The sequence below is a fragment of the Bradyrhizobium sp. LA6.1 genome (assembly GCF_040547805.1).
GTDB classification, from domain to species: domain Bacteria; phylum Pseudomonadota; class Alphaproteobacteria; order Rhizobiales; family Xanthobacteraceae; genus Bradyrhizobium; species Bradyrhizobium barranii.
In genome coordinates this window covers 580,756-603,623 of sequence record NZ_JBEPQK010000005.1, presented here as the reverse complement: position 1 = coordinate 603,623, position 22,868 = coordinate 580,756, and the positions used below count along the sequence as shown (strand labels likewise).

Sequence of the window (22,868 nt, the reverse complement as noted above, 5' to 3'; positions counted from 1 at the left end):
ACAGACCCCTCACCCCGGCGAGTATGTGGCTAGCGATGTACATGCCCTCTCCCGCAAGGGGAGAGGGCACAATAATCGGCACCGCCAAGACCGGTAAGCAGGAGCGCACCATGTCCCAACCGCTGCTGATCGAGCACAACGACGGCGTCGATACGGTGACGCTCAATCGTCCTGAAAACCTCAATGCCCTCGATCCCGCGCTGATCGATGCGCTCAACGTCTATTTCCAGGGCCTCCAGCGCAACCGCGACACGCGCGTCGTCGTGCTGAAAGGCGCCGGCAAGAATTTTTGCGCCGGCCTCGACCTCAAAGCGGCGATGGCCCGCCGCGCCGGGCAGCAGGAGCCGCCCGGTGTCACCGAGTCGCTCGACTCGCAGCGCCGCATCGCCGACATCGTGATGCTGATGCGGCGTTGTCCGCAGCCGATCATCGCTCTGGTACAGGGCGCGGCGGCCGGCGGCGGGTTCGCGCTGGCGCTTGCCTCCGACATCCGCATCGCGACGAAGTCGGCGCGGATGAACTGCGCCTTCATCAAGCTCGGCCTCGGCGGCTGCGACATCGGCACCAGCTACTTTCTGCCGCGGCTCGTCGGCGTCTCTGTGGCGTCCGAATTGATCCTGACCGGACGTTTCATCGGCGCCGAGCGCGCGCTCGCGGTTGGGCTCGTGTCCGAGGTCGTCGATGAAGATAAGCTCGATGCTGCTGCTGCGCCCTATGTCGATGCGATGATGACGGCGTCGCCCGTGGGACTGCGCCTGTCAAAAGAATGTCTCAACATGAGCGTCGATGCGGGATCGCTGGAAACCGTTATCGCGATAGAGGACCGCAACCAGGTCCTGTGCAGTCGCTCCGAGGAATTTTCGGAAGGCATCAGGGCCTTCCTTGAGAAGCGAAAGCCTGTCTATATCAGGCGCTGAAACGAGAACGATCCGCAAAGGACGATAATTCCGGGAGACGCAAAATGAGTGGAAGTGCGGCGGCCGTGATGACGAAGCCCGCCTTTCGCAAGGTCGAGTGGCTCGCGCGCGACATCGACGTCGAGCGGCGCGACGACGGCACGGTGGTGCTGAAGTCGCGCATTCCGCTGCAAGCCTACGAGACGCATCTTCCGGCCTCGCTGGCGAAATGGGCCAGGCAAGCGCCTGAGCGCATCTGGCTCGCGCAGCGCGGCGGAGCGAACCGCGAATGGCGCAAGGTCTCCTACGGTGAGGCCAAGCGCACCGTGGATGCGCTGACGCAGGCGCTGCTTAATCTCAGGCTCGAGGGACGCCCGGTCACGATCCTCTCCGGCAATTCGATCGAGCACGCGCTGATGACGCAGGCCGCGATGCAGGCGCGCTTGCCAGCAGCGCCGGTGTCGCCGGCCTACTCGCTGATGAGCCATGACCACGTCAAGCTGAAGTATCTGTTCGACCTGATCAAGCCGGCCGTGGTGATGGTGCAGGACGGCCCGACCTTCGAGAAGGCGCTGAACGCACTCGACCTCACCGGCGTCACCGTCGTTCACGTCGCTCGTCCCTGCGACGGCATCACGAGCGTCAGCTTTGCCGAGCTCGCGGCAACGTCCGTGACCGCCGATGTCGAAGCATCGATCGCGAAGATCACGCCGCAGACCGTGGGCAAGCTGTTGTTCACCTCCGGCTCGACCGGCATGCCCAAGGCGGTCATCAACACGCAAGAGATGATGTGCGCCAATGCGGCGATGATGATGCAGGTGCGGCCGCGCGATCCCGGCGGTCCGATCTCGACCATGCTGGACTGGATGCCATGGAACCACACCATGGGCGGCAATGCGGCGTTTCACCCGGTGCTGGTCGACGGTGGCACGCTCTATATCGATGACGGCCGGCCGATGCCGGGCCAGTTCGAGGAGACGCTGCGGAATCTGCGCGAGATCTCGCCGACCTATTACGCCAACGTGCCGGCCGGCTATGCCGCGCTCGCGGCGGCCATGGAGAAGGACGATGCGCTGTGCCGCTCGTTCTTCAAGAACCTGTCGATCATGGCCTATGGCGGCGCGCGGCTGCCCGACGATCTCTATGAGCGCATGCAGGCGCTCGCGGTGAAGACGACCGGCGAGCGCATCGTGTTCTACACCGGCTGGGGCTCGACCGAGACGGCGCCGACCTCGACCGGCACCTATTGGGACACCGAGCGCGTCGGCCTGATCGGCCTGCCGTTCCCCGGCGTCGAATTGAAGATGGTGCCGTGCGGCTCAAAATACGAGCTGCGCCTGCGCGGCGTCAACGTCACGCCCGGCTATTTCGGCCAGCCGGACCTGACGAAGAAGATGTTCGACGAGGAAGGTTTTTACTGCATCGGCGATGCCGGCATCTTCGTCGACGATGCCGATCCGGTGAAGGGCATCATCTTCGCCGGCCGCGTCGTAGAGGACTTCAAGCTCACCACCGGCACCTTCGTCCATGTCGGATCGCTCCGCACTGACGCGATCGCCGCGGCGACGCCCGTTGTGCATGACGCGCTGGTTGCCGGGCAGGATCAATGCTCGATCGGTCTGCTGGCATGGCCGAACCTGCACGCCTGTCGCCAGCTCGTCGGCAATCTCGAGCTGAGCTTCGAGGACGCGGTGAAACATCCCGAGGTGATCGCCTGCTTCAGACGTGGCCTCGAAGCACACAACACGGAGTGTGGCGGCGCCAGCAGCCGCGCTATCGCGCGCGCAATGCTGATGGCCGAGCCGCCCTCCATCGACGGCAATGAACTCACCGACAAGGGCTACATCAACCAGCGCGCCGGCCTGGAGCGCCGTGCGGCGCTGGTGAAGCGGCTCTATGCGGACAAGCCTGATCAGGATGTGATCGTGCTGCGATGAATGCGCAACAACTCGTCATTCCGGGATGGCCCGAAGGGCCAGGCCCGGAATCCATAACCCCGGCTGGTGGATATGGATTCCGGGCTCGCGCTCCGCGCGCCCCGGAATGACGGCGCAAATAAATGACAACGAATAAATAAGGGTAGCCCGCCATGAACTTCGATTTCTCCGACGACCAGAAACAGCTCCGCGACCAGGCGCGCAAATTCCTCACCGAAAAATGCTCGCCGAAGGCGGTGCGCGTCGTGCTCGACGGCAAGGCGCCCTACGACAAGGACCTCTGGAAAGGCCTCGCCGAGATGGGCTTTCTCGGTGTCGCGATCCCAGAGGAGTTCGGTGGCGCTGGCGCGGGCCATCTCGAGCTCTGCGTGATCGCGGAGGAGATGGGCCGGGCGAATGCGCCGGTGCCGTTCTCCTCGACAGTGTATCTTGCCGCCGAAGCGCTGCTGATCGCGGGCAGTGATGCCCAGAAGAAGAAATGGCTGCCGGCGATTGCCTCGGGCGAGGCGATCGGCACGCTGGCGCTGTTCGAGGGCAAGGGCAATCCGTCGCCGAAGAACGTCAAGCTCACCGCTGCGAATGGCGTGCTCAACGGCGTGAAGAAGCCGGTCGCGGATGGTGCGATCGCCGACTTCGCTGTCGTCGCCGCGCGCACCGGATCGGGCGGTCGCGACGGCGACATCTCGCTGTTCCTCGTCGACCTCAAGGCCGGTGGCGTCGAGGTGAAGAGCCTCACCAATCTCGATCCGACCCGCGGACAGGCCGAGATCACGTTTAAGGATTGCAAGGCCGAGCCGCTGGGAGCTGCGGGTGAAGGCTGGAGCATTTTGACCCAGGTGCTCGATCGCGCGGCGGTGCTGTGCGCATTCGAGCAGGTCGGCGGCTCCGACCGCGCGCTCGAAATGGGCCGCGACTACGCGCTCGACCGCATCGCCTTCGGCCGCCAGATCGGCTCGTTCCAGGCGGTCAAGCACATGCTCGCGGACATGTATGTGTCGGCGACGCTGGCGCGCTCCAACAGCTATTACGGCGCCTGGGCGCTCTCGACCAACGCGGCCGAGCTGCCGGAAGCCGCCGCCGCCGCGCGCATCAGCGCGACGCAGGCGTTCCAGCATTGCGCCAAGAACAACATCCAGGTTCACGGCGGTATGGGATTCACCTGGGAGTTCGACTGTCACATGTACTACCGCCGCGCCAACGCCATGGCGCTCGGGCTCGGCAGCCTGTCCTATTGGGAAGACCAGTTGATCGACCGCATGCGCAAGAAGAACGCGGCGTAACGACAGGTGATTTGTAGGATGGGTAGAGCGTAGCGAAACCCATCATGACGCGGGTGGTCTGACAGATGGGTTTCGCTTCGCTCTACCCATCCTACGACGCCGGCGAAGGATGACAGACCATGAATTTCGACGACACCCCGCAGGAAGCCGAATTCCGCGCCACCGCCCGCGCCTGGATCGGCGCGAACGCGCCCAGGCAGTACGAGGAAGAGCTGCGCAAATCCTCGCTCGGCCGCACCCAGCTCAAGAACGCCAATATTCTCGAGGTCGCCAAGGCCTGGCAGAAGAAGAAGGCCGATGCCGGCTGGGCCTGCCTGCACTGGCCGAAGGAGTATGGCGGGCGCGGCTCGTCGCCGATCGAGCGCGTGATCTGGCAGCAGGAAGAGGGGCCGTTCGGCCAGCTGTCCCGCATGTTCATCATCGGCCATGGCATGTGCGGGCCGACCATGATGGCGTTCGCCCGCGAGGAGCATAAGCGCACGTACCTCCCGCCGCTCGCATCCGGCGAAAAGGTCTGGTGCCAGCTGTTCTCCGAGCCGGCCGGCGGCTCCGACGTCGCGGGCCTGCGCACGCGCGCGGAAAAGGACGGCGACGACTGGGTCATCAACGGCCAGAAGATCTGGACGTCGGGCGCGCATTATTCCGACTATGGCATCCTGCTGACCCGCACCGATCCGACCGTGCCCAAGCACAAGGGCCTCACCATGTTCTTCCTGGACATGAAGAGCCCGGGCGTCGAGGTGCGGCCGATCAAGCAGGCGAGCGGTGCATCCGACTTCAACGAGGTCTATTTCACCAATGTCCGTATTCCCGACCATCAGCGCCTCGGCGAGGTCGGTGACGGCTGGAACGTCTCGCTGACCACGCTGATGAACGAGCGCAGCGCGATCGGCGCGGCCGTCTCGACCGGCTTCCCGGAGCTGTTCGAATATTGCTCCAGCCTGATGCTCGACGACGGCCCGGCGATCGAGGATCGCGCTGTACGCTCGAAGCTCGCGAACTGGGCGGTGAAGGCGAGCGGGCTGAAGTACACCAGCATGCGCGCGATCTCGGCGCTGTCGAAGGGCGAGCGCCCGGGTCCGGAGAATTCCATCGGCAAGCTGGTGGCGGGCTCGATGATCCAGGACGTCGCGACCTACGCGCTGGACCTGCAGGGTGCGAACGGCGTGATCAGCGGCGAGGATGGCGAACTCGCCGGCCGTTTCCAGGCGATGCTCTTGCGCGCGCCGGGCACGCGCGTCGAAGGCGGCACCGACGAGATCATGCGCAACATCATCGCCGAGCGGGTGCTGGGCCTGCCCGGCGATATCAGGGTCGACAAGGACGTGCCGTTCAACAAGATCCCGACGAAGGGAAGAGGCTAGAGTCGTAGGGTGGGCAAAGGCGCGTAGCGCCGTGCCCACCAATTCTGTCGAGAACGAGGGAAGGTGGTGGGCACGCTTCGCTTTGCCCACCCTACGCACCGAGCAAGAATTGAGAGGTTCGCCATGAATTTCGACGACACCCCGCAGGAAGCCGCTTTCCGCGAGACCGCGCGCAAATGGGTCGAGGCCAATGCGCCGAGGGAGTTGCATGCCGAGCTGTCAAAATCCTCGCTCGGCCGCATCCGGCTGGCCAATCATGACATCGTCGATGTCGGCAAGGCCTGGCAGAAGAAGAAGTTCGAAGGCAATTGGGCCTGCCTGCACTGGCCGAAGGAATATGGCGGCCGCGACGCCACGCCGATCGAGAAGGTGATCTGGCAGCAGGAGGAGGGCGTCTACGGCAAGCTGACGCAACCGTTCCAGATCGGCGAGGGCATGTGCGGCCCGACCGTGATGGCTTTTGGCAGCGAGGACGCCAAGCGCCGCCATCTGCCGAAGCTCGCCTCCGGCGAGGAGATCTGGTGCCAGCTGTTTTCCGAGCCGTCCGCCGGCTCCGACGTCGCGGGGCTGCGCACCCGCGCGGAGAAGAAGGGCGACAATTGGGTCGTCAACGGCCAGAAGATCTGGACCTCCGGCGCGCATTATTCCGACTTCGGTCTGTTGATCGCGCGGACCGATCCGAACGTGCCCAAGCACAAGGGCCTCACCATGTTCTTCCTGGACATGAAGAGCCCGGGCGTCGAGGTTCGCCCGATCAAGCAGGCCAACGGCATGCAGGAGTTCAACGAGGTCTATTTCACCGATGTGGTGATCCCCGACAGCCAGCGCCTCGGCGCCGTCGGCGAGGGCTGGAGCGTGTCACTGACGACGCTGATGAACGAGCGGATGTCGATCGGCTCGCGGCTTGCGACCGGCGTCCCTGAAATGTTCGAGTTCTGCTCCAATCTGATGCTCGAGGACGGGCTCGCCATCGACGATCCCGCCGTGCGCTCGAAGCTCGCGAGCTGGGCGGTGAAGTCGAGCGGGCTGAAATACACCAGCTACCGCGCGATCTCGGCGCTCTCGAAGGGCGATCGGCCGGGGTCGGAGAATTCGATCGGCAAGTTGGTGTCGGGCATGATGCTCCAGGACATCGCGACCTACGCCATGGACCTCCAGGGCGCGGCCGGTGTTCTCACCGGCACCGACGAGGAGACGGTGCAGGGGCAGTTCCAGCAGATGCTGCTGTCCTCGCCCTCGATGCGCATCGCTGGCGGCACCGACGAGATCTTGCGCAACATCATCGCCGAGCGCGTGCTGGGATTGCCGGGCGACATTCGCGTCGACAAGGATGTGCCGTATAACAAGATCCCGACCAAGGGGCGGTGATCCAGCCTCTCGCTGTATCTCGTAGGGTGGGCAAAGCGAAGCGTGCCCACCATATGCAGATGCGCCGGGGTAAGTCTGTCGGTGGGCACGGCGCTATCGCGCCTTTGCCCACCCTACGAAGAGCGCGAGCTAATTCATGGATGCAAAAGTGAGCCAGACCCAAGACCGCATCGGCGTGCTCGAAGAGCTCCTCAACGAGCGCTACTCCGTCCGTGCCTTCCTGCCCAAGCAAGTCGACCGCGCGACCATCGAGCATGTGCTGGCCACCGCGCAGCGCACCGCGTCCTGGTGCAACAGCCAGCCCTGGCAGATCATCATCGCCAGTGGCGCGGCCAAGGAGCGCTTCCGCCAGGCGATCTACCAGGAAGCGTCAGGCGGATTGGGTGACGATTACGACTTCACCCCGCCTCGCGAATACGTCGGCGTCTATCTCGAGCGCCGCCGCGAGAGCGGTTTTCAGCTCTACAACACGCTCGGCATCGCGCGCGGCGACAGAGGCGCCTACGCAAAACAGGCGCTGGAGAATTACAATTTCTTCGGTGCGCCGCATGTCGCGATCATTCACACCAACGAGCCGCTCGGCATCTACGGCGCGATCGATTGCGGCGCCTATGTCTCGAATTTCATGCTGGCCGCGCAGGCGCTCGGGCTCGGCACCATTCCGCAGGCGGCACTGGCGCGCCACTCCGGCCTGATCCGCCGCCACTTCAATCTGCCCGACGATCGCCGCGTGGTCTGCGGCATCTCGTTCGGCTATGCCGACGATGCCCACAAGGTCAACAGCTACCGCACCTCGCGCGCGAGCGTCGCCGACACCGCCACGTTCGCGGACGAATGAGCCCGTCTCGCGCGCGCCATCCGGCTTTCACACACGCGCAAAGGCGGCCGCAGAAACGGCCGCCTTCACATTCGTCGCGGTCCGATTGACGCGGCCGTTATCCGCCGCTGCCGCCGATCACGGCGCGCACGGTCTCGTCGGGCCCGAAGTCCTCGGCACCATCGACATAAAGCAGCGCAGCGAGCTTCGAGCGCGCGCGATTGACGCGGCTCTTGATCGTGCCGACGGCACAGCCGCAGATCGAAGCTGCGTCCTCATAGGAGAAGCCGGAGGCGCCGACGAGGATCAAGGCCTCGCGCTGGTCCTGCGGAAGCTTTTCGAGCGCGCCGCGGAACTCCTCGAACTCGAGATGCGCGTTCTGCGACGGCTGCGTCTTCAGCGTCTTGGCATAGTTGCCCTCGGCATCCTCCACCTCCCGCCGCCGCTTGCGATAGTCGGAGCGGAACAGATTGCGAAGGATCGTGAACAGCCACGCCGGCAGGTTTGAGCCGGGCTGGAACGAGTCGATGTTGGCGAGCGCACGCAGAAGCGTTTCCTGCACCAGATCGTCGGCGCGATCCGCATTGCCGCTCAACGAGATCGCGAACGCGCGCAGACTGGGCACGGCCGCGAGGATGTCGTCACGAAGGGAGTCCGTGAGAGGCATTAATCCCTCCCATTGTTGTCGTTGGAGCCCCTGTCAGGTTCCACTTGGGGTGCGCCTCCCGGCGCATCAAGCTTCTTGATCAGTTCCGCGAACCGGTCCGGAACCCCCTGCCGCACCACGTCGTCGTACATGGCGCGCAGCTGGTGGCCGATCCGGGACTGAATCTCCGGAGTGAGGCCTCCCTTGCCGGGGGTCGTGCTTTTGCTGGCTTGAGACTTGAGATCTTTCATGACCTGTTCCACGTTTCCCCGAGTTAAGTAACTGTAAAATCGAGAAGTTCTCTCAACCGGGAGCCGTTCCCTGAATAGGCACAATTCCAGGTTCGACAAAAAGTTCCCAGATAAGCGGAACTTTTCTTGGCGTGAGGCGTAGACAGCCCAGCAGGGGAACCCGGGCCTCCCCGCTTGTTGCGTGGTTCGTCAAGGTCGGCCCGAAGATGAATGGAGTGGGGATGTCCCGTTCGCAGCTTGTTGCTGAACACTTGCCGTTGTTGCGCCGGTACGCGCGCGCCCTGACGGGCAGCCAGGCCTCCGGTGACGCCTATGTCGCAGCCATGTTGGAAGCGATGCTCGGAGATCCGTCCGTGCTCGACGAGAGCCATGGTCCGCGCGCCGGCCTGTTCCGGCTGTTCACCCAGATATGGAATTCGGTCTCCGTCAACGACGATGCCGAGGTGACGACCTTGCCGATGCCGCCGGAGCGGCGGCTGTCGAACATCACGCCGCTGCCGCGGCAGGCGTTCCTGCTGCTCTCACTCGAAGGATTCTCGGAAGAGGAAGTCGGCTACATCCTCGGCACCGACGTCGCCGAGACGCGGCGGCTTGCTGATGCCGCGGGACGCGAGATGGCGGCCGAGATCGCGACCGACGTGCTGATCATCGAGGACGAGACCTTCATCGCCATGGACCTCGAAAGCCTGGTGAAGAATCTCGGTCACAATGTCGTCGGCGTCGCGCGCACCCATGCCGATGCGGTGGCGCTGGCCAAGAACAAGCGGCCGGGCCTGATTCTCGCCGACATCCAGCTTGCCGACGGCTCGTCGGGCCTGGACGCCGTCAACGAGCTGCTCCGGACCTTCGAGGTGCCGGTGGTGTTCATCACCGCCTATCCGGAGCGCTTCCTGACCGGCGAGCGCCCCGAGCCGGCGTTCCTGATCTCGAAGCCGTTCCAGCCCGCGATGGTGTCGGCGGTGGCGAGCCAGGCGCTGTTCTTCCAGCGCAACTCGCGCAACCGCGCGCCCAAGGCGCCGGCGGCGTAAGCAAGCCTCTATCGGACTAAGGAAACGGCGCGTCGCAAGGCGCGCCGTTTTTGCATGTGGCAGAGAGTTGTTCTGCTCTGCTTCAGCAGCCGCGGCAGATGCTGCGAAGCATGGAATTCAGCTTGGTATCGTCTGGCCCAGGGGACTTTGCATTCAGCCTGGCCTGGTCCTCGATCCAGGATTTGAGCAATTTTTCTCGTTCCGGCGACGGCCCTGGGTTTAGCCGCGTCCCGTCGAAGCTCATGAGGACGGTCACTCTCTGCAGGTCGTCCTTCGCCTCAGCGGGCGGTTTCGGGAATGGCACGGATCGCTCGACCATGGCGAGCGTTGCGGCATCTAGCGGCGCGAAGCCTGTGCTTTCTACCAGCACGTTCGAGATCAATTTGCCTGAACGATCGACCACGAACGTGACGCCGGTATCGCCCTTCTGACCGATCGCCTCCGGAGGAAATGCCCTGTGGCGCCAGACGTGTTGGGTGACCGTCTTGCGCCAGGCGGCCATGGTATCGGATTCCGCTACGGCAGGCACTGACGCGCCCAGCGCCAATCCGAAGAGGCCGGCGATCAAGAGATGTTTGATCTGCATCTTTTACCGCGCGTGCCCGGGATGTCTCAGCAGCCGCGGCAGATGCTGCGCAGCGTGGAATTCAATCGGGCATCGTCCTTGTCCGACCTCGGCGCTTTTGCATTCTCTTTGGCCTGGTCCTCGATCCAGGACTGGAGCCTTTTTTCGTTCTCGGGCGATGGCTGCGGGTAGCCCCTGAAGACAATCGGCACGATGAATCCAAGCATGTCTTCCTTCACCTCGGGAGGTGGCTCGGGGAATGGCGCGGCACGCTCGACGATCGCCAAGGCTGCGGCATCGAGCGGCGGGGAGCCGGTGCTCTCAATCAGCACTCGAGAGATCAATTTGCCGGACCGGTCGATGGCAACCCTAACCTTGGCCTCGCCCGTTTGACCTGTCGCCTCGGGCGGAAACACTTTGTTGCTCTCTATGTGCGCTGCCAGTCTTTGTATCCAAGCCTTGGTGGCGGGTTTGTCCGCATACGAGGAGGTTGGCACAGCCAACAGCAATCCGAGTAAGGCGGCGGCTAGCAAAGGGAATTTCATCTGCATTGGCGCGGATACTAATCGCGGTCCGGTTGATTGCAAGGATTGTTGCTCGTATCACGCTTGCGCGGCTGTGGGCAATCGAAGGGCCGCGAAGCTTCGCGTGCTTGACGGCAACCAAATTGCCCCGTTGATACGTCGGGCCGATGACACCCCCATCGCAGCTTCAAGCCGTCAGGAGATTTCGCATCATGGACCAGCAACTCCTCGATCGCCTCGCCATCCGCGACCTCGTCGAGAACTGGGCGGTGTGGCGCGACGCCGGTGACTGGGAGCGTTTTGCCACGGTCTGGCATGACGAGGGCTGGATGTCCGCCACCTGGTTTCAGGGACCGGCGCGGGATTTCATGCGGGTCAGTCAGGAGGGGTTTGCCAAGGGCGTGCGCATCCTGCATTTCCTCGGCGGCACCAGCATCGATCTCGCAGGCGCGCGCGCCATTGCGCAAACCAAGATGACGATCTCGCAGCGTGCCCCGGTGCACGACGTGCTCTGCGACGTCGTCTGCACCGGACGCTTCTACGATTTCCTGGAGAAGCGGCATGACCAATCAGGTATTGGCAAATGGGGCATCGTCCGCCGCCAGCCGATCTACGAGAAGGACCGGATCGATCCGGTCGATCCCGCCGCAACGCTTCAACTCGATCAAAAAGCGCTCGCCGCACTGCCCGAAGGCTACCGCCATCTCGCCTACATGCAGGAGCTGATCGGCTACAAGGTCAAGCGCGACATGCCGGGCCTGATCGGCACTGAAGTCGAGAAGCTCTATGGCGAGGGGCGGGACTGGCTCGCGGGGAAGCCGAAGTGAGGCTCAGACAAAAGTAAGGCGCGACTGGCATCACCACAGTCGCGCCCTACGTCGCCGGCTTATGGGGCAGGGGGGAATAGCCGGCTGTTGAGACGACTCTCGGGCCTGAGAGTCGTTCCAGGCGGGTGAAAATTTTTTTGTGCGGCCTTTTTATGCGCCCTGCCGTGAATTTCGCACACGGTTAAGTGATCTTAACGGCTGAGAACTGCCGGTCCTCCCATCGCGTTGTTCCCGCGATCGCCATGGGGCGAGGGATCGACAGCCATGTTGCAGATGCAAAAGGTATTTTTGGGTGTTGTCGCGATTGCCGCGACGCTTGGTGCCGTCCAGGTCGGTGCCGTCCAGCTGGCCTCTGGCCATGATCTGGCCGACCGCTGGCAGGCGGTCGCCGACAGGCCCACGCAAGATGCGGGTCACAACGTCAACCGTTCCGGCAAGGCCGACCGGTTCGCCGACGTCAAGCAGGCCCCGGTTCCCACCCGCACCGTGTCGATGCGGCTGAACGATCTGGCCGAGACGTCGGTGCTGCTGCGGGTCCGCGCGGTCATCGAGACCGGCAACGCCAAGCCGCCGGTGCTGCTCCAGAACCGGAAGCAGGGTCCCAAGAGGCCGACGATTGCCTGCGAGCCGATGGTCAGCTCCCTGACCGAGGTCGCAAAGCTGCTCCAGCCCGGCCGCTGTGTGACCTGATTCGTCTTCGCCGCCCTTGGCCGCCACGGACAAATGCCTTCCCGCCGGGAGGGCGATAGTTCACGTCCACTTGATCCCCTATCCCCTCGCGTTATATCCCGGGTTTCTTTCCCCTTTGATTGACCGGGTAAACGCATGACGACGTCAGATACGGCCGCGCATACGCAGCCTTTCCAGGCCGAGGTTTCCGAGCTTTTGCACCTCATGGTGCACTCCGTCTATTCCGAGACCGACATCTTCCTGCGCGAGCTCGTCTCCAACGCATCGGACGCCTGCGACAAACTGCGCTATGAAGCCATCGCCAGCCCGGCGCTGCTGGGCGAGGGCGACGCGCTCAAGATCCGGATCATCCCCAACAAGACGGCCGGAACGCTCACGATCGCCGACAACGGCATCGGCATGGAGCGCCAGGAGCTGATCGACCATCTCGGCACCATTGCCCGCTCCGGCACCAAGGCGTTCGTCTCGAAGCTGAAGGAGGCCAAGGACGGCCTCGGCCTGATCGGCCAGTTCGGGGTCGGCTTCTATTCCGCCTTCATGGTCGCCGAGAAGATCGTCGTTGTCAGCCGGCGTGCCGGCGAGAGCGACGTGTGGAGCTGGACGTCCTCCGGCGGCTCCGGCTTCGAGATCGCGCACGCAAGCGATGAGGAAGTGGCGCGCGTGGCACGCGGCACCGAGATCGTCCTGCACCTGAAGGACGACGCCAAGAAGTATCTCGAGACCTACGAGATCGAGCGCATCGTCAGTGCCTATTCCGACAACATCCTGTTCCCCATCGAGCTGGTGCCGGAAGAGGGTGAGCCGCGCCAGATCAACTCGGCGAGCGCGCTGTGGCAGCGCTCCAAGTCCGAGCTGACGGCCGAGGACTACAAGAAGGCCTATCAGCAGATCGCCTCCGCCTTCGACGATCCCGCGATGACGCTGCACTACCGCGCGGAAGGCCGCTATTCCTACGCCGTGCTGCTGTTCGCGCCGTCGACGAAGCCGTTCGACCTGTTCGAGCCGAACCGCAAGGGCCGGGTGAAGCTTTACGTCCGCCGCGTCTTCATCACCGACGATGCCGATCTGCTGCCCGGCTATCTCCGCTTCATCCGCGGCGTGGTCGACAGCGAAGATCTCCCGCTCAACATCTCGCGCGAGATGCTCCAGAACAATCCGCAGCTCGTGCAGATCCGGAAAGCCGTGGCGACCCGAGTCGTGTCCGAGCTGGAAAGCCTTGCCGACAAGGACCCGGAGAATTTTGCCAGGATCTGGGACGCCTTCGGCGCAGTGCTGAAAGAAGGCATCTACGAGGATTTCGAGCGGCGCGAAAAGCTGCTGTCCTTGTCGCGCTTCACCACCACCTCGGGCGAGAAGCGTTCGCTGAAGGACGTCATCGCCGGTTTCAAGCCGAACCAGACCGAGATCTATTATCTCGTCGGCGACAGCATCGAGCGGCTGAAGTCCAATCCGCGGCTGGAAGCCGCGACCGCGCGCGGCATCGAGGTGCTGCTGCTGTCGGATCCGGTCGATGCCTTCTGGACCTCGATGCCATCGGAGTTCGACGGCAAGCCGCTGAAATCGCTGAGCCAGGGCGATCTCAATCTCGACCTGATCCCGCGCACCGACGAGGCCGACGAGGCGAAGAAGGACGAGCCGCAAGCCGACGAGGCCGCCACCATCGCGGTGATCAAGGCCGCGCTCGGCGAGCGCGTCAGCGACGTCAAGGTCTCGACGCGCCTCACCAGCTCCGCCTCCTGCCTCGTCGCCGACAGCCAGGGCCCAAGCCGCGAGCTCGAGCGCATCTTGTCGCAGCAGAACCGCGGCATGCGCACCAAGCCGATCCTCGAGATCAATCTGCGCCATCCGCTGGTGACGGCGATCACCAGAGCGCAGGCCGGCTCCAGGGCGGTCGACGATCTCAGTCTGATCCTGCTCGAACAGGCGCAGATCCTGGACGGCGAATTGCCCGAAGACCCTGCCGCGTTTGCGGCAAGGCTCAACCGGCTGGTCCTGCAGGGGCTGGGCGGGTAGCGCGCGCAGCGCACCCTGCTCACCTTGCCGTCATCCGCCGGAGGAACAGTCGCCTCCGGCGTGGTGTTATGCCATAGGAGGACGTCGGCATCAGATCCGACGCCGCCATCGATTCGAGGATGTCTCCATGCGCCTGCCTGTCCTGACCCTCACCGCGATTGCCACGCTGTTCGTGGCGGCAGATGCCGACGCCCAGACCTATGATCCGCGCTATCCGGTGTGCATGCACGTCTATACTTCGGGCGGCCGGGGCGGTGGCGGCGACTATTACGACTGCTCCTTCACCTCGATCCCGCAGTGCCGGGCCACGGCGTCGGGCCGCGCGGCGAGCTGCGATGTCAATCCCTATTACGCCTACAACGAACCGCCGCCGCCCCCGCGCAAGCGTCACAAGAAGGTGCAGTAGTTGTTCGCGATGCGGCACGCAGCAACATCCCTCATGCGTTTCTCATCCGGCCTGATCATCACCGTCGGCGCGCTGACCGCAGCTGCGCCGTCGCATGCGCAGACCTTTGATCCCAGCTTTCCCGTCTGCATGCACGTCTATTCCGGCGCGAACGGCGGCGGCGGGGAGTGGTACGATTGCTCCTTCACGTCGCTGCCGCAGTGCCGCGCCACGGCGTCGGGCCGCGCCGCGACCTGCGATCTCAATCCGTATTATCCGGTCAACGTTGCGCCGCCGCGCCCACGCTACAGGCGAAGCGGCTAGCGCCCACCACCCGTTCAGCTGCGAATCCGGCGGAGCATGCAGAACTAGGTGCCGTGAGGTGCCTTGTTGGCAGCCGCGAAGATCGCGTCGGTCAATTGCCAGGTCATCTTGTCCGTGGTCCAGTCGCTGGCGTGCAGCCTGGTGTCATCGCCCGGGTCGACCAAACGGTCGAACGAGATCCTTGCGACCTCGTGCCAGGCCTTCATCAGCGCGAAGCGGCGGAAGACGTTGACCTGTTTCTCGTAGGCGATCTGGCTGATCGCCTCGACCATGGCGTCCGCTTTCTGGCGTTTGGCCGGTGTCAGCACCGCAGGCACATATTGAAGGTCCATCAGGATCACGTCGATCCGCTCGGCGCCGAGCAGCTGCTCGACACCTTCGCGGATGGCCTTCGTGGTGTCCGCGAACGAGGGACCGTCGGCTTGCCACACCGAATTGGTGCCGACCTGCCAGATGACGAGATCGGGATTGAGATCGAAGACGTCGTGCTCGAACCGCTTCAGCTCCAAAGGAGCGTCTTCGCCGCCGACGCCCCGGTTGATCACCTCGATTCCGACATTTGGAAATTTGATCCGAAGATCCGCCAGCAGCCGTTGCGGATAGGGAGCGATGCCTCCTTCGCCCGCCGTGGTCGACGAGCCGATCGCAACCACCCTGGCCTGCCCACCCTCCACGCGGCCGGCGAAATTCTTCAGGCGCTGGTCGAACGGCGCGGCCTGGACCGGAAACTCTGACGGATCGTGAGCCACGGGACGTCTCCCTTTCGTTAGCCATGACAACGCAGGGTAGAAAAGCATAGCCCGTTTACCAGGGGGCGCCTAGCCTCGGCGAGGCCGGATCGCTACGCCTTCCTGATCCCCGACAACTCGATCACCTTGCGCCAGTGGTCGGTCGCCGCCGTCTGCATGCCACCGAACTCGCCCGCGTCGGATGGCCAGAGTTAATCACGTACTAACCTGGCTTTACCTTGTCTCTTAACAACTGGGCAGGGCGTGCGAGCTAAGCTTGGGGAAACAGCAGATACGTTCCGAAAGATTGGACGGCATGACCACCGGCGTCATCGAGCAACCGAAAGTCGCGCGCGCACCTTCGGCTTCAAAGATCTGGCTGAAGGCGATCGAGCTCACCGCGCGCATCGAGACGCTGCCGGGCCGGCTGTTCGCCGACGTCGTCGACGATTGGGCGCAGCGTCAGCCCGCTCGCACCGCGCTGGTCGCAGATGAGACAACGATCGACTACGCAGGCCTCTCGAAGCGCATCAACCGCTATGCGCGCTGGGCGCGCTCGGCCGGCGTGGCCAAGGGGGATACCGTCGCGCTGATTATGCCGAACGGCATCGACTATGTTGCCGCGTGGCTCGGCATCAGCCGGGTCGGCGGCGTGGTCGCGCTGATCAACACCAGGCTCGTCGGCCAGTCGCTCGCACATTGCGTCGATGTAGCCAGGCCGTCGCATGTCGTCGTCGCGCACGAGCTCATGGAAGCCTTGGACGGCGCGTCGCCGCACCTGAAGACAGAAGCAAGAATCTGGACCCATGGCGATGCCCGCAGCGAGCGCGCGATCGACGTCGCACTTGCCGCGCTCGAGGACGGGCCGCTCTCGCCGGACGAGCATGGCGACGTGACGATCAACGACCGGGCCCTGCTGATCTACACCTCCGGGACCACCGGCCTGCCGAAGGCGGCGAGCATCAGCCACCGCCGCATCCTCAACTGGGGCTTCTGGTTCGCCGGCCTCACCGGCGCCACCCCGCAGGACCGGCTCTATGACTGCCTGCCGCTGTTCCACTCGGTCGGCGGCATTGTCGCGCCGTGCAGCATGCTCGCCGCCGGCGGTTCGGTGGTGATCGCGGAAAAATTCTCGGCCTCGAATTTCTGGCCCGACATCGTGCGGCACGATTGCACGCTGTTCCAGTACATCGGCGAGCTCTGCCGCTACCTGCTGAAGGCGGCGCCGTCCGAATACGAGAACCGTCACCGCCTGCGACTCGTCTGCGGCAACGGCCTGCGCGGCGACATCTGGGAGGATTTCCAGAACCGCTTCGCCATTCCGCGCATCCTCGAATTCTATGCGGCGACGGAAGGCAATTTCTCGCTGTTCAACGTCGAGGGCCAGCCGGGTGCGATTGGCCGCGTTCCGCCATTGCTCGCGCATCGCTTTCCGGCGGGGCTCGTCAAGCTCGATCCTGATAGCGGTACACCCTTGCGCAACGAAGAGGGCTTTTGCGTTGCCTGCGCCAGGGGCGAGGCTGGCGAAGCCATCGGCCGTATCGGCGCCGCGGATGAAGGCGGCGGCCGTTTCGAGGGCTATACCGACGCGGGCGAAACCGAGAAGAAAATCCTGCGCGATGTCTTTGCCAAGGGCGATGCCTGGTTCCGCACCGGCGATCTGATGCGGCTCGACGACAAGGGTTTCTTCCATTTCGTCGACCGCATCGGCGACACCTTTCGTTGGAAGGGTGAGAACGTCGCGACATCGGAAGTCAACGACGCCGTGCGCGATTTCACCGGCGTGATCGATGCCACCACCTATGGCGTCAGCATCCCCGGCACCGATGGCCGCGCCGGCATGAGCGCCATCGTCGTCAACGAGGGGTTTGACATCGAGGGGCTGCCCACCCATCTCGCGCAGCGTTTGCCGGCTTACGCCCGCCCCGTCTTCATTCGCATCTCCCGCGAGCTCGATGCGACCGAGACGTTCAAGCAGAAGAAGGGCGAGCTGGCTCGCGAGGGCTTTGATCCGGGGCTGATAAGCGATCCGCTGTTCATGCTCGACCCGAAATCCGGCGCCTATGTTGCGCTTGATTCAGAGATGCACTCGAAGGTCATCGACTGCGCGATCAGGCTGTAACTTATGAGCCAACAATATCTCCACGCGGTCGCTGCGTTCCCTCCCCCGCAAGGGGGGAGGGAATGCGAGCAGCGTGCTCACCTCACTGCAACACGCAGCAAAATCCGCCAGATAGGTCCAATTTTATCTGAATTGTCCAAGAAGCCATTTACTTCTGTCGGGTAAACAACACGGGCCTTGGGGAGGCGGTCATCAAGAGCCGCTGCAACACGAACCATCAATAACAAGAGTGAGCCAGCCATGTCGGTAAGGTCTAAGGTCATCGAAGCGATCCAGCAGATCGCCAAGGAGCAGCACGTCACGCTTCCTGCACTCTCGGACGATCTGTCCCTGCACGAGACGGGTTTCGATTCCCTCGCCTTCGCAATTCTGGTGGCGCGCCTCGAGGACGAGACCGGCGTCGATCCCTTCACCATTTCTGAGGACGTAGCGTTCCCCGCCACCGTGGGCGATTTCGTGCGGGCCTACGAAAATGTCCCCGCGTGAGATTTTCGCGCTTCGCGACTATCTAAGCCCGGAGCTCAAGAGCCGCACGATCTCCGACGCCCATCATGTGGTGTCGCTGACGGACGTGCTGCCGCATACGGTTCTGGGCGGCCGCCTGCGTGAGCTGGCGGGCCGCTCTGTCCTGCTGAAGCTGTCGGACCAGCTCAAATCGGGCCTCGCCATGATCGAGCTCGATGGTGTCGCGCGGCGCATGCTGCTGTGCCCGCCCGATCTCAATCCGGCGCATCTCGACGCGCTGATCGCGGACGCCGAGATCGATGCTGTTGTCACCGACGAGCCCGCGCAATGGGCCGCAAAGACAATCGCGCTCGTCGTCACCGCGCAATTGCCGCTTCAGGCCGCCACGCCGGCCAGGACCGAACGCGCCACCGAATGGCTGATGCTGACGTCCGGCACGTCGGGCGTACCAAAAATCGCCGGCCATACGCTGGAAGCATTGACGGGCGCCATCGTCGCCGAAGGCCCTGCGCGCGGACCCGCGCCGGTCTGGGCGACATTCTACGATATTCGCCGCTATGGCGGCCTGCAGATTTTCCTGCGCGCGGTTCTCTCCGGCGGCTCGATGGTGCTGTCCGATCCGCATGAAGCGCTCGGCGACCACGTCGCGCGCCTGAACGCGCGTCGCGTCTCCCATATCTCCGGCACGCCATCGCATTGGCGCAAGCTCTTGATGAGCGGCTCGGCTGCACAGTTCATGCCGGGATACGTCCGTCTATCCGGCGAGATCGCCGATCAGGCGGTGCTCGACGGCCTGAAGGCCGCGTTCCCCAATTCCTCCGTCGGTCACGCCTATGCCTCGACCGAGGCGGGCGTCGGCTTTGCCGTCAATGACGGGCTGGAGGGCTTTCCGGCCGATTATCTCGGCAACCGCAACGGCGTCGAGATGAAGGTCGTGGATGGCTCGCTGCGCATCCGCTCGACGCGCACGGCGCATGCTTACATCGGCCGCAATGCGGCCGCGCTGACCGATGACGACGGGTTCGTCGATAGCGGCGACATCGTCGAGCTGCGCGGTGACCGCTATTATTTCGTCGGCCGCCGCGGCGGCATCATCAATATCGGCGGGCTGAAGGTTCATCCCGAGGAGATCGAGGCGGTCATCAACCGCCATGCCGACGTGCGGATGTCGCGGGCGAAGTCGCGCCGCAGCCCGATCACCGGCGGCATCGTCGTCGCCGACGTGATCCTTGCCGACGGCACCGATCAGGCGCGGGCAAAGGAGATCCGCGACCAGATCCTGGATCAGTGCCGCGCGCAGCTCGCGTCCCACAAGGTGCCGGCGGTGATCCGCTTCGTCGAGGCGCTCGACGTCACCCCGGCCGGAAAACTGGCGCGCACCGATGCATAATGTCCTCGTCACCGGCGGCAGCCGCGGCATCGGCCTTGCGATCGGCAAGCGGCTGGCTGATGCCGGCTATAACGTGATTGCGGCGGCACGGCGCGAGAGCGACGAGCTCAGGGCGGCGATCGGCCCCTCCGAAGGGCGCCTGCATTTCCGCGCCTGCGATCTCGCCGTGATCGACGCGATCCCGGCGTTCGCAAAGCTAATCCGCGACGAGTTCGGCCCGATCTACGGCCTCGTCAACAATGCCGGCCTCGGCACCGAAGGCCTGCTCGCCACCATGCACAATTCCGAGATCGAGGCGCTGGTGCAGCTCAACGTGCTGTCGCCGATCATTCTCACCAAATATGTCGCGCGCCAGATGATGGCGGACGGCGCCGGCCGCATCATCAACATCTCCTCGATCATCGCGACCACGGGCTACAACGGCCTGTCCGTCTACGGCGCGACCAAGGCCGCCGCCACAGGCTTCACCCGCTCGCTCGCGCGCGAGGTCGGCAAGCTCGGCATCACCGTGAACGCGATCGCGCCCGGTTTCATCGACACCGAGCTGACCCACAATCTCTCCGACGGAGGACGCAAGCGCATCGCCGGCCGCAGCGCGCTGCGTCGCCTGCCGGAGACCGACGATGTCGCGCGCATGGTGGAATATCTGCTCGGCGAGGGCGGCCGCAACGTCACCGGCACCGTATTCACGATCGATGCGGGGAATACGGCGTAAGCGGAACTCCGCCGCGACAATTGAGTTGATCCGACGCAATGACATCGAGCCGGATTTGGTCGTAAGATGCCCCGCAATCGATTGGCTTACGTCAATCGATCTGCCCTAATCGAGAGGGAGCAGTCGATGGCCACTTCAAACATGACCGCTTCAAACCACGCCCGGATCGAGGAGCCTCGCGCGAAGCCGGACGATGTCCATTGCCCCCCGATGACGCATCAGAATTCCGGCGGACACGGTCATGAAATGTATCCGCAGCAATTCGTGCGCCTGGTCGGCTGCCACGATCTCTCTCTCTCGACGCCCTGCGCAAGCGCGAGGACGAAAAGCTCCACTAGGCGTTCACTTCGGCAGGTCAATCCGCTCGCGTGAAAATTCCGGCGGCCCTTCGGTCAGGCGGCGTATGCGGCGTTCGCGTTCGTCCGTTGGCAATGCGGGGTCGAGCAGCCGCTCGATCTCGTGCACGGCCAGCGCCTCGATCCTGGTGGCGTCGGATGCGACCGGCTGGGCCGACGAGAATGCCGGGGGCGCGACCTTCAGCCCCAGTTCGACCAGCTTGCAGATCGCAGCCGAACGCGACAAGTGATGAGCTTCAGCCCAGGCGTCCACGGCCGCGGTCAGTGCTTCCGGCATCTTCACCGCGCTGAGCGGATCGAGCCCCGTGCGCCGGCGCACCGGAGCCGTCGAGTCCTTGTTGCCGAAGTAGGGCACTTCGATCATCCCATGTAATCTCTGGATATGCCCCGACCATAGCCGCTCTTCCGGCCGGCTCTTTGACGCCGATCAATGACGGACTGCGGCATTTGCAGCGTGCGCGATCTTGTTGTCCGGGTGCATTTCGGCCAATGATCGGGAATCGAAAGAGGGGACGCCGGGCGGCGAACCCGGATCGATCCTGCCTCGTATCTTCCTCGGACGCGCTTCCCAACCATCCGGCATCAGTCGATGACATCAGGCGAATCCTTCTACGGCAGCATTCCCGTCTTTCGCGGCTTCACCAGCCTGATGGACCCCGCGCTCTATTCGCCATTGCCTGACGACTGGAGCATCGGCGTTGCCGACATCGTCGATTCCACCAAGGCGATTGCGGCGCAGCGCTACAAGGCGGTCAACATGGCCGGTGCCGCCGTGATCGCGGCGGTGACCAACGCGCTCGAGGGACGCGAATTCCCCTTCGTGTTCGGCGGCGACGGCGCGAGCTTTGCGGTCGCGCCTTCCGATGTCGAACGCGCCCGCGAGGCGCTGGCTGCGACCGCGACCTGGGTGCGGGAAGATCTCGATCTGAAGATGCGCGTCGCGCTGGTGCCGGTGAGTGCGATCCGCGCGCAAGGGCTCGACGTACGCGTCGCGCGCTTCGGTCCGTCAGCCAATTTGTCCTATGCGATGTTTTCCGGCGGCGGGCTCGCCTGGGCCGACGCCGCCATGAAGCGCGGCGAGTTCGCGGTCGCCGAGGCGCCCGCCGGCACGCAGCCCGATCTTTCCGGCCTGTCCTGCCGCTTCGAGGTGATGCCGTCCGCGCGCGGCCTGATCCTGTCGGTGCTGGTGATGCCGGCGCGCGGTGTCGATCCGCACGCCTTCCGCAAGGTGATCGAGGACATCATCCATCTCGTCGAGCGCAGCCCTGATGGCGGCCGCCCGGTGCCGCCGCAGGGGCCGCCGCTGAAATGGCCGCCGCAGGGGCTGGAATTCGAAGCCCGCACCAAACGCGGCGGTCCGCTGGTCGCGCGCCGCGCCCGCGTGCTGGCCTACACGCTGTTCGTCTACCTGATCATGCGCTTCGACCTCAACGTCGGCGGCTTCGTACCCAACATCTATAAGCGCCAGGTGGTCGAGAATTCAGACTTCCGCAAATATGACGACGGCCTGCGCATGATCCTCGACTGCACCCCGCAGCTCGAGCGCGCGCTGAGCGACCGTCTCGCGGCTGCGGCGCGCGACGGCGTCGTGCGCTACGGCCTCTACCCGCAGGACGCCGCGATGATGACCTGTTTCACGCCGTCGGCGCTGCGCAGCGACCATGTCCATTTCATCGACGGCGCGCGCGGCGGCTACGCGTCGGCGGCGACGGCGTTGAAGGCGATGATGGCGGGCGCGAGCTAGCGTCCCGCGCGGGTCCAGGTCTCGCCACCGCAGAGCGCGCCGACGCAACCTTCGACCCGCAGCGAATCCGCACCAGTCACGGAGACGTTGCTCGCATAGGTGCTGCCGTCATCGGCATTGTAGATCTGGCCCGACCATTTGTTTGCCCCTGAGGGCTCCATGCCGCTGAACAGCGGCAGCCCGATCATCGCGCGTTTGGCGAGCGCAGGATTGGGATTCTTGCTGTCGGTCGCAGGCTGGCCGGTCGCGGTGTCATAGGGCTCGCGCAGCCAGACGATATGGCCGCAGATGCCGCCGCCGCATTTGCTGATTTTGACGCGTGCATCGCCGGCCTGCGTCAGCCAGGTCCCATCGGCGCTCTGCGCGTGGGCGGCGGTCGCACCAAACAGTGCAGTCAGGATGACGGAAAGGATGGCGAATCTGCCGAACATGG

At 64.3% G+C, this 22,868-nt stretch carries 24 protein-coding genes and 1 pseudogene; 18 read left to right on the top strand and 7 right to left on the bottom strand.

Going from position 1 to position 22,868, the window contains the following annotated elements:
• The first annotated feature begins 110 nt into the window (after positions 1-110).
• The 6 genes from ABIB99_RS16720 (at position 111) to ABIB99_RS16695 (ending at position 7,683) form a co-directional block, all read left to right on the top strand.
• A complete protein-coding gene (locus ABIB99_RS16720) occupies positions 111-917 on the top strand; it encodes an enoyl-CoA hydratase/isomerase family protein (protein WP_063985752.1) in 807 nt (268 codons plus the stop codon).
• 44 nt (positions 918-961) lie between these two features.
• Positions 962-2,833: an AMP-binding protein gene (locus ABIB99_RS16715; RefSeq protein WP_063985751.1), complete on the top strand. Its 1,872-nt coding sequence runs from the start codon at positions 962-964 to the stop codon at positions 2,831-2,833.
• 152 nt (positions 2,834-2,985) lie between these two features.
• Positions 2,986-4,113 (top strand): acyl-CoA dehydrogenase family protein, encoded by a 1,128-nt coding sequence (locus ABIB99_RS16710; RefSeq protein ID WP_231143662.1) that lies wholly within the window; start codon positions 2,986-2,988, stop codon positions 4,111-4,113.
• A gap of 119 nt (positions 4,114-4,232) precedes the next feature.
• A complete protein-coding gene (locus ABIB99_RS16705; RefSeq protein WP_354176670.1) occupies positions 4,233-5,477 on the top strand; it encodes an acyl-CoA dehydrogenase in 1,245 nt (414 codons plus the stop codon).
• 123 nt (positions 5,478-5,600) lie between these two features.
• Positions 5,601-6,845: an acyl-CoA dehydrogenase gene (locus ABIB99_RS16700; RefSeq protein WP_354176669.1), complete on the top strand. Its 1,245-nt coding sequence runs from the start codon at positions 5,601-5,603 to the stop codon at positions 6,843-6,845.
• A 136-nt stretch (positions 6,846-6,981) separates the two neighbouring features.
• Complete coding sequence (locus tag ABIB99_RS16695) at positions 6,982-7,683, top strand: nitroreductase (protein WP_354176667.1); 702 nt, start codon at positions 6,982-6,984, stop codon at positions 7,681-7,683.
• A 97-nt stretch (positions 7,684-7,780) separates the two neighbouring features.
• Here the strand turns inward: ABIB99_RS16695 and ABIB99_RS16690 are convergent, their stop codons facing one another.
• Positions 7,781-8,329 (bottom strand): sigma-70 family RNA polymerase sigma factor, encoded by a 549-nt coding sequence (locus ABIB99_RS16690; protein ID WP_014491704.1) that lies wholly within the window; start codon positions 8,327-8,329, stop codon positions 7,781-7,783.
• Positions 8,329-8,559: a NepR family anti-sigma factor gene (locus tag ABIB99_RS16685; RefSeq protein WP_063986724.1), complete on the bottom strand. Its 231-nt coding sequence runs from the start codon at positions 8,557-8,559 to the stop codon at positions 8,329-8,331. Before ABIB99_RS16685 ends, ABIB99_RS16690 begins: the two co-directional genes overlap by 1 nt.
• 221 nt (positions 8,560-8,780) lie before the next feature.
• Here ABIB99_RS16685 and ABIB99_RS16680 point away from each other — a divergent pair, with 221 nt between their 5' ends.
• Positions 8,781-9,587 (top strand): response regulator, encoded by an 807-nt coding sequence (locus ABIB99_RS16680; protein ID WP_014491706.1) that lies wholly within the window; start codon positions 8,781-8,783, stop codon positions 9,585-9,587.
• A gap of 82 nt (positions 9,588-9,669) precedes the next feature.
• On the opposite strand, the gene ABIB99_RS16675 is transcribed toward ABIB99_RS16680, so the two are convergent.
• Both ABIB99_RS16675 and ABIB99_RS16670 read right to left on the bottom strand, forming a co-directional pair.
• Positions 9,670-10,173, bottom strand: a complete 504-nt coding sequence (locus ABIB99_RS16675) for an energy transducer TonB family protein (RefSeq protein WP_354176665.1) — start codon at positions 10,171-10,173, stop codon at positions 9,670-9,672.
• Between the two features lie 26 nt (positions 10,174-10,199).
• The gene (locus ABIB99_RS16670) at positions 10,200-10,703 is read right to left on the bottom strand and encodes an energy transducer TonB family protein (RefSeq protein WP_354176664.1); all 504 of its coding nucleotides are present in this window, start codon (positions 10,701-10,703) and stop codon (positions 10,200-10,202) included.
• A 185-nt stretch (positions 10,704-10,888) separates the two neighbouring features.
• Here ABIB99_RS16670 and ABIB99_RS16665 point away from each other — a divergent pair, with 185 nt between their 5' ends.
• The 5 genes from ABIB99_RS16665 (at position 10,889) to ABIB99_RS16645 (ending at position 14,915) form a co-directional block, all read left to right on the top strand.
• Complete coding sequence (locus ABIB99_RS16665) at positions 10,889-11,503, top strand: nuclear transport factor 2 family protein (protein ID WP_354176662.1); 615 nt, start codon at positions 10,889-10,891, stop codon at positions 11,501-11,503.
• A gap of 264 nt (positions 11,504-11,767) precedes the next feature.
• Positions 11,768-12,193 (top strand): hypothetical protein, encoded by a 426-nt coding sequence (locus tag ABIB99_RS16660; protein WP_071909388.1) that lies wholly within the window; start codon positions 11,768-11,770, stop codon positions 12,191-12,193.
• A 135-nt stretch (positions 12,194-12,328) separates the two neighbouring features.
• Entirely contained in the window at positions 12,329-14,206 is a 1,878-nt protein-coding gene (htpG, locus tag ABIB99_RS16655) for a molecular chaperone HtpG (protein ID WP_354176660.1), read from the top strand.
• 127 nt (positions 14,207-14,333) lie between these two features.
• Complete coding sequence (locus tag ABIB99_RS16650; RefSeq protein ID WP_063985742.1) at positions 14,334-14,612, top strand: DUF3551 domain-containing protein; 279 nt, start codon at positions 14,334-14,336, stop codon at positions 14,610-14,612.
• Between the two features lie 33 nt (positions 14,613-14,645).
• On the top strand, positions 14,646-14,915 hold the full coding sequence (locus ABIB99_RS16645; RefSeq protein WP_085398975.1) for a DUF3551 domain-containing protein: 270 nt from the start codon (positions 14,646-14,648) through the stop codon (positions 14,913-14,915).
• Positions 14,916-14,959: 44 nt separating this feature from the next.
• Here ABIB99_RS16645 and ABIB99_RS16640 read toward each other — a convergent pair whose 3' ends face one another.
• Positions 14,960-15,664, bottom strand: a complete 705-nt coding sequence (locus ABIB99_RS16640; protein WP_354176657.1) for an SGNH/GDSL hydrolase family protein — start codon at positions 15,662-15,664, stop codon at positions 14,960-14,962.
• 286 nt (positions 15,665-15,950) lie between these two features.
• Here ABIB99_RS16640 and ABIB99_RS16635 point away from each other — a divergent pair, with 286 nt between their 5' ends.
• The 5 genes and pseudogenes from ABIB99_RS16635 (at position 15,951) to ABIB99_RS16615 (ending at position 20,673) form a co-directional block, all read left to right on the top strand.
• Entirely contained in the window at positions 15,951-17,765 is a 1,815-nt protein-coding gene (locus ABIB99_RS16635; protein WP_354176656.1) for a long-chain-acyl-CoA synthetase, read from the top strand.
• Between the two features lie 240 nt (positions 17,766-18,005).
• On the top strand, positions 18,006-18,251 hold the full coding sequence (locus ABIB99_RS16630; protein ID WP_014491754.1) for an acyl carrier protein: 246 nt from the start codon (positions 18,006-18,008) through the stop codon (positions 18,249-18,251).
• Complete coding sequence (locus ABIB99_RS16625) at positions 18,238-19,620, top strand: class I adenylate-forming enzyme family protein (protein WP_354176655.1); 1,383 nt, start codon at positions 18,238-18,240, stop codon at positions 19,618-19,620. The genes ABIB99_RS16630 and ABIB99_RS16625 overlap by 14 nt, the downstream gene beginning before the upstream one ends.
• Complete coding sequence (locus tag ABIB99_RS16620; RefSeq protein ID WP_354176653.1) at positions 19,613-20,335, top strand: SDR family NAD(P)-dependent oxidoreductase; 723 nt, start codon at positions 19,613-19,615, stop codon at positions 20,333-20,335. The genes ABIB99_RS16625 and ABIB99_RS16620 overlap by 8 nt, the downstream gene beginning before the upstream one ends.
• 126 nt (positions 20,336-20,461) lie before the next feature.
• Positions 20,462-20,673: pseudogene (locus tag ABIB99_RS16615) on the top strand (hypothetical protein).
• A 4-nt stretch (positions 20,674-20,677) separates the two neighbouring features.
• Here the strand turns inward: ABIB99_RS16615 and ABIB99_RS16610 are convergent.
• Positions 20,678-21,055, bottom strand: coding sequence for a hypothetical protein (locus tag ABIB99_RS16610; protein WP_354176652.1), 378 nt, complete (start codon positions 21,053-21,055; stop codon positions 20,678-20,680).
• Between the two features lie 225 nt (positions 21,056-21,280).
• Here ABIB99_RS16610 and ABIB99_RS16605 point away from each other — a divergent pair, with 225 nt between their 5' ends.
• The gene (locus ABIB99_RS16605) at positions 21,281-22,435 is read left to right on the top strand and encodes a DUF3095 domain-containing protein (RefSeq protein WP_354176650.1); all 1,155 of its coding nucleotides are present in this window, start codon (positions 21,281-21,283) and stop codon (positions 22,433-22,435) included.
• Here the strand turns inward: ABIB99_RS16605 and ABIB99_RS16600 are convergent.
• A complete protein-coding gene (locus ABIB99_RS16600; RefSeq protein ID WP_354176648.1) occupies positions 22,432-22,866 on the bottom strand; it encodes a DUF2147 domain-containing protein in 435 nt (144 codons plus the stop codon). The genes ABIB99_RS16605 and ABIB99_RS16600 overlap by 4 nt on opposite strands.
• Positions 22,867-22,868: the final 2 nt, after the last annotated feature.

What these genes read in the sequence shown, in the direction of transcription:
- htpG (WP_354176660.1), top strand. Translation starts at nt 12,329, where the DNA reads ATGACGACGTCAGATACGGCCGCGCATACGCAGCCTTTCCAGGCCGAG.
- ABIB99_RS16710 (WP_231143662.1), top strand. Translation starts at nt 2,986, where the DNA reads ATGAACTTCGATTTCTCCGACGACCAGAAACAGCTCCGCGACCAGGCG.
- ABIB99_RS16630 (WP_014491754.1), top strand. Translation starts at nt 18,006, where the DNA reads ATGTCGGTAAGGTCTAAGGTCATCGAAGCGATCCAGCAGATCGCCAAG.
- ABIB99_RS16660 (WP_071909388.1), top strand. Translation starts at nt 11,768, where the DNA reads ATGTTGCAGATGCAAAAGGTATTTTTGGGTGTTGTCGCGATTGCCGCG.
- ABIB99_RS16690 (WP_014491704.1), bottom strand. Translation starts at nt 8,329, where the DNA reads ATGCCTCTCACGGACTCCCTTCGTGACGACATCCTCGCGGCCGTGCCC.
- ABIB99_RS16670 (WP_354176664.1), bottom strand. Translation starts at nt 10,703, where the DNA reads ATGCAGATGAAATTCCCTTTGCTAGCCGCCGCCTTACTCGGATTGCTG.
- ABIB99_RS16680 (WP_014491706.1), top strand. Translation starts at nt 8,781, where the DNA reads ATGTCCCGTTCGCAGCTTGTTGCTGAACACTTGCCGTTGTTGCGCCGG.
- ABIB99_RS16625 (WP_354176655.1), top strand. Translation starts at nt 18,238, where the DNA reads ATGTCCCCGCGTGAGATTTTCGCGCTTCGCGACTATCTAAGCCCGGAG.
- ABIB99_RS16700 (WP_354176669.1), top strand. Translation starts at nt 5,601, where the DNA reads ATGAATTTCGACGACACCCCGCAGGAAGCCGCTTTCCGCGAGACCGCG.
- ABIB99_RS16610 (WP_354176652.1), bottom strand. Translation starts at nt 21,055, where the DNA reads ATGATCGAAGTGCCCTACTTCGGCAACAAGGACTCGACGGCTCCGGTG.
- ABIB99_RS16605 (WP_354176650.1), top strand. Translation starts at nt 21,281, where the DNA reads ATGACATCAGGCGAATCCTTCTACGGCAGCATTCCCGTCTTTCGCGGC.
- ABIB99_RS16685 (WP_063986724.1), bottom strand. Translation starts at nt 8,559, where the DNA reads ATGAAAGATCTCAAGTCTCAAGCCAGCAAAAGCACGACCCCCGGCAAG.
- ABIB99_RS16720 (WP_063985752.1), top strand. Translation starts at nt 111, where the DNA reads ATGTCCCAACCGCTGCTGATCGAGCACAACGACGGCGTCGATACGGTG.
- ABIB99_RS16715 (WP_063985751.1), top strand. Translation starts at nt 962, where the DNA reads ATGAGTGGAAGTGCGGCGGCCGTGATGACGAAGCCCGCCTTTCGCAAG.
- ABIB99_RS16675 (WP_354176665.1), bottom strand. Translation starts at nt 10,173, where the DNA reads ATGCAGATCAAACATCTCTTGATCGCCGGCCTCTTCGGATTGGCGCTG.
- ABIB99_RS16665 (WP_354176662.1), top strand. Translation starts at nt 10,889, where the DNA reads ATGGACCAGCAACTCCTCGATCGCCTCGCCATCCGCGACCTCGTCGAG.
- ABIB99_RS16620 (WP_354176653.1), top strand. Translation starts at nt 19,613, where the DNA reads ATGCATAATGTCCTCGTCACCGGCGGCAGCCGCGGCATCGGCCTTGCG.
- ABIB99_RS16695 (WP_354176667.1), top strand. Translation starts at nt 6,982, where the DNA reads ATGGATGCAAAAGTGAGCCAGACCCAAGACCGCATCGGCGTGCTCGAA.
- ABIB99_RS16645 (WP_085398975.1), top strand. Translation starts at nt 14,646, where the DNA reads ATGCGTTTCTCATCCGGCCTGATCATCACCGTCGGCGCGCTGACCGCA.
- ABIB99_RS16705 (WP_354176670.1), top strand. Translation starts at nt 4,233, where the DNA reads ATGAATTTCGACGACACCCCGCAGGAAGCCGAATTCCGCGCCACCGCC.
- ABIB99_RS16600 (WP_354176648.1), bottom strand. Translation starts at nt 22,866, where the DNA reads ATGTTCGGCAGATTCGCCATCCTTTCCGTCATCCTGACTGCACTGTTT.
- ABIB99_RS16650 (WP_063985742.1), top strand. Translation starts at nt 14,334, where the DNA reads ATGCGCCTGCCTGTCCTGACCCTCACCGCGATTGCCACGCTGTTCGTG.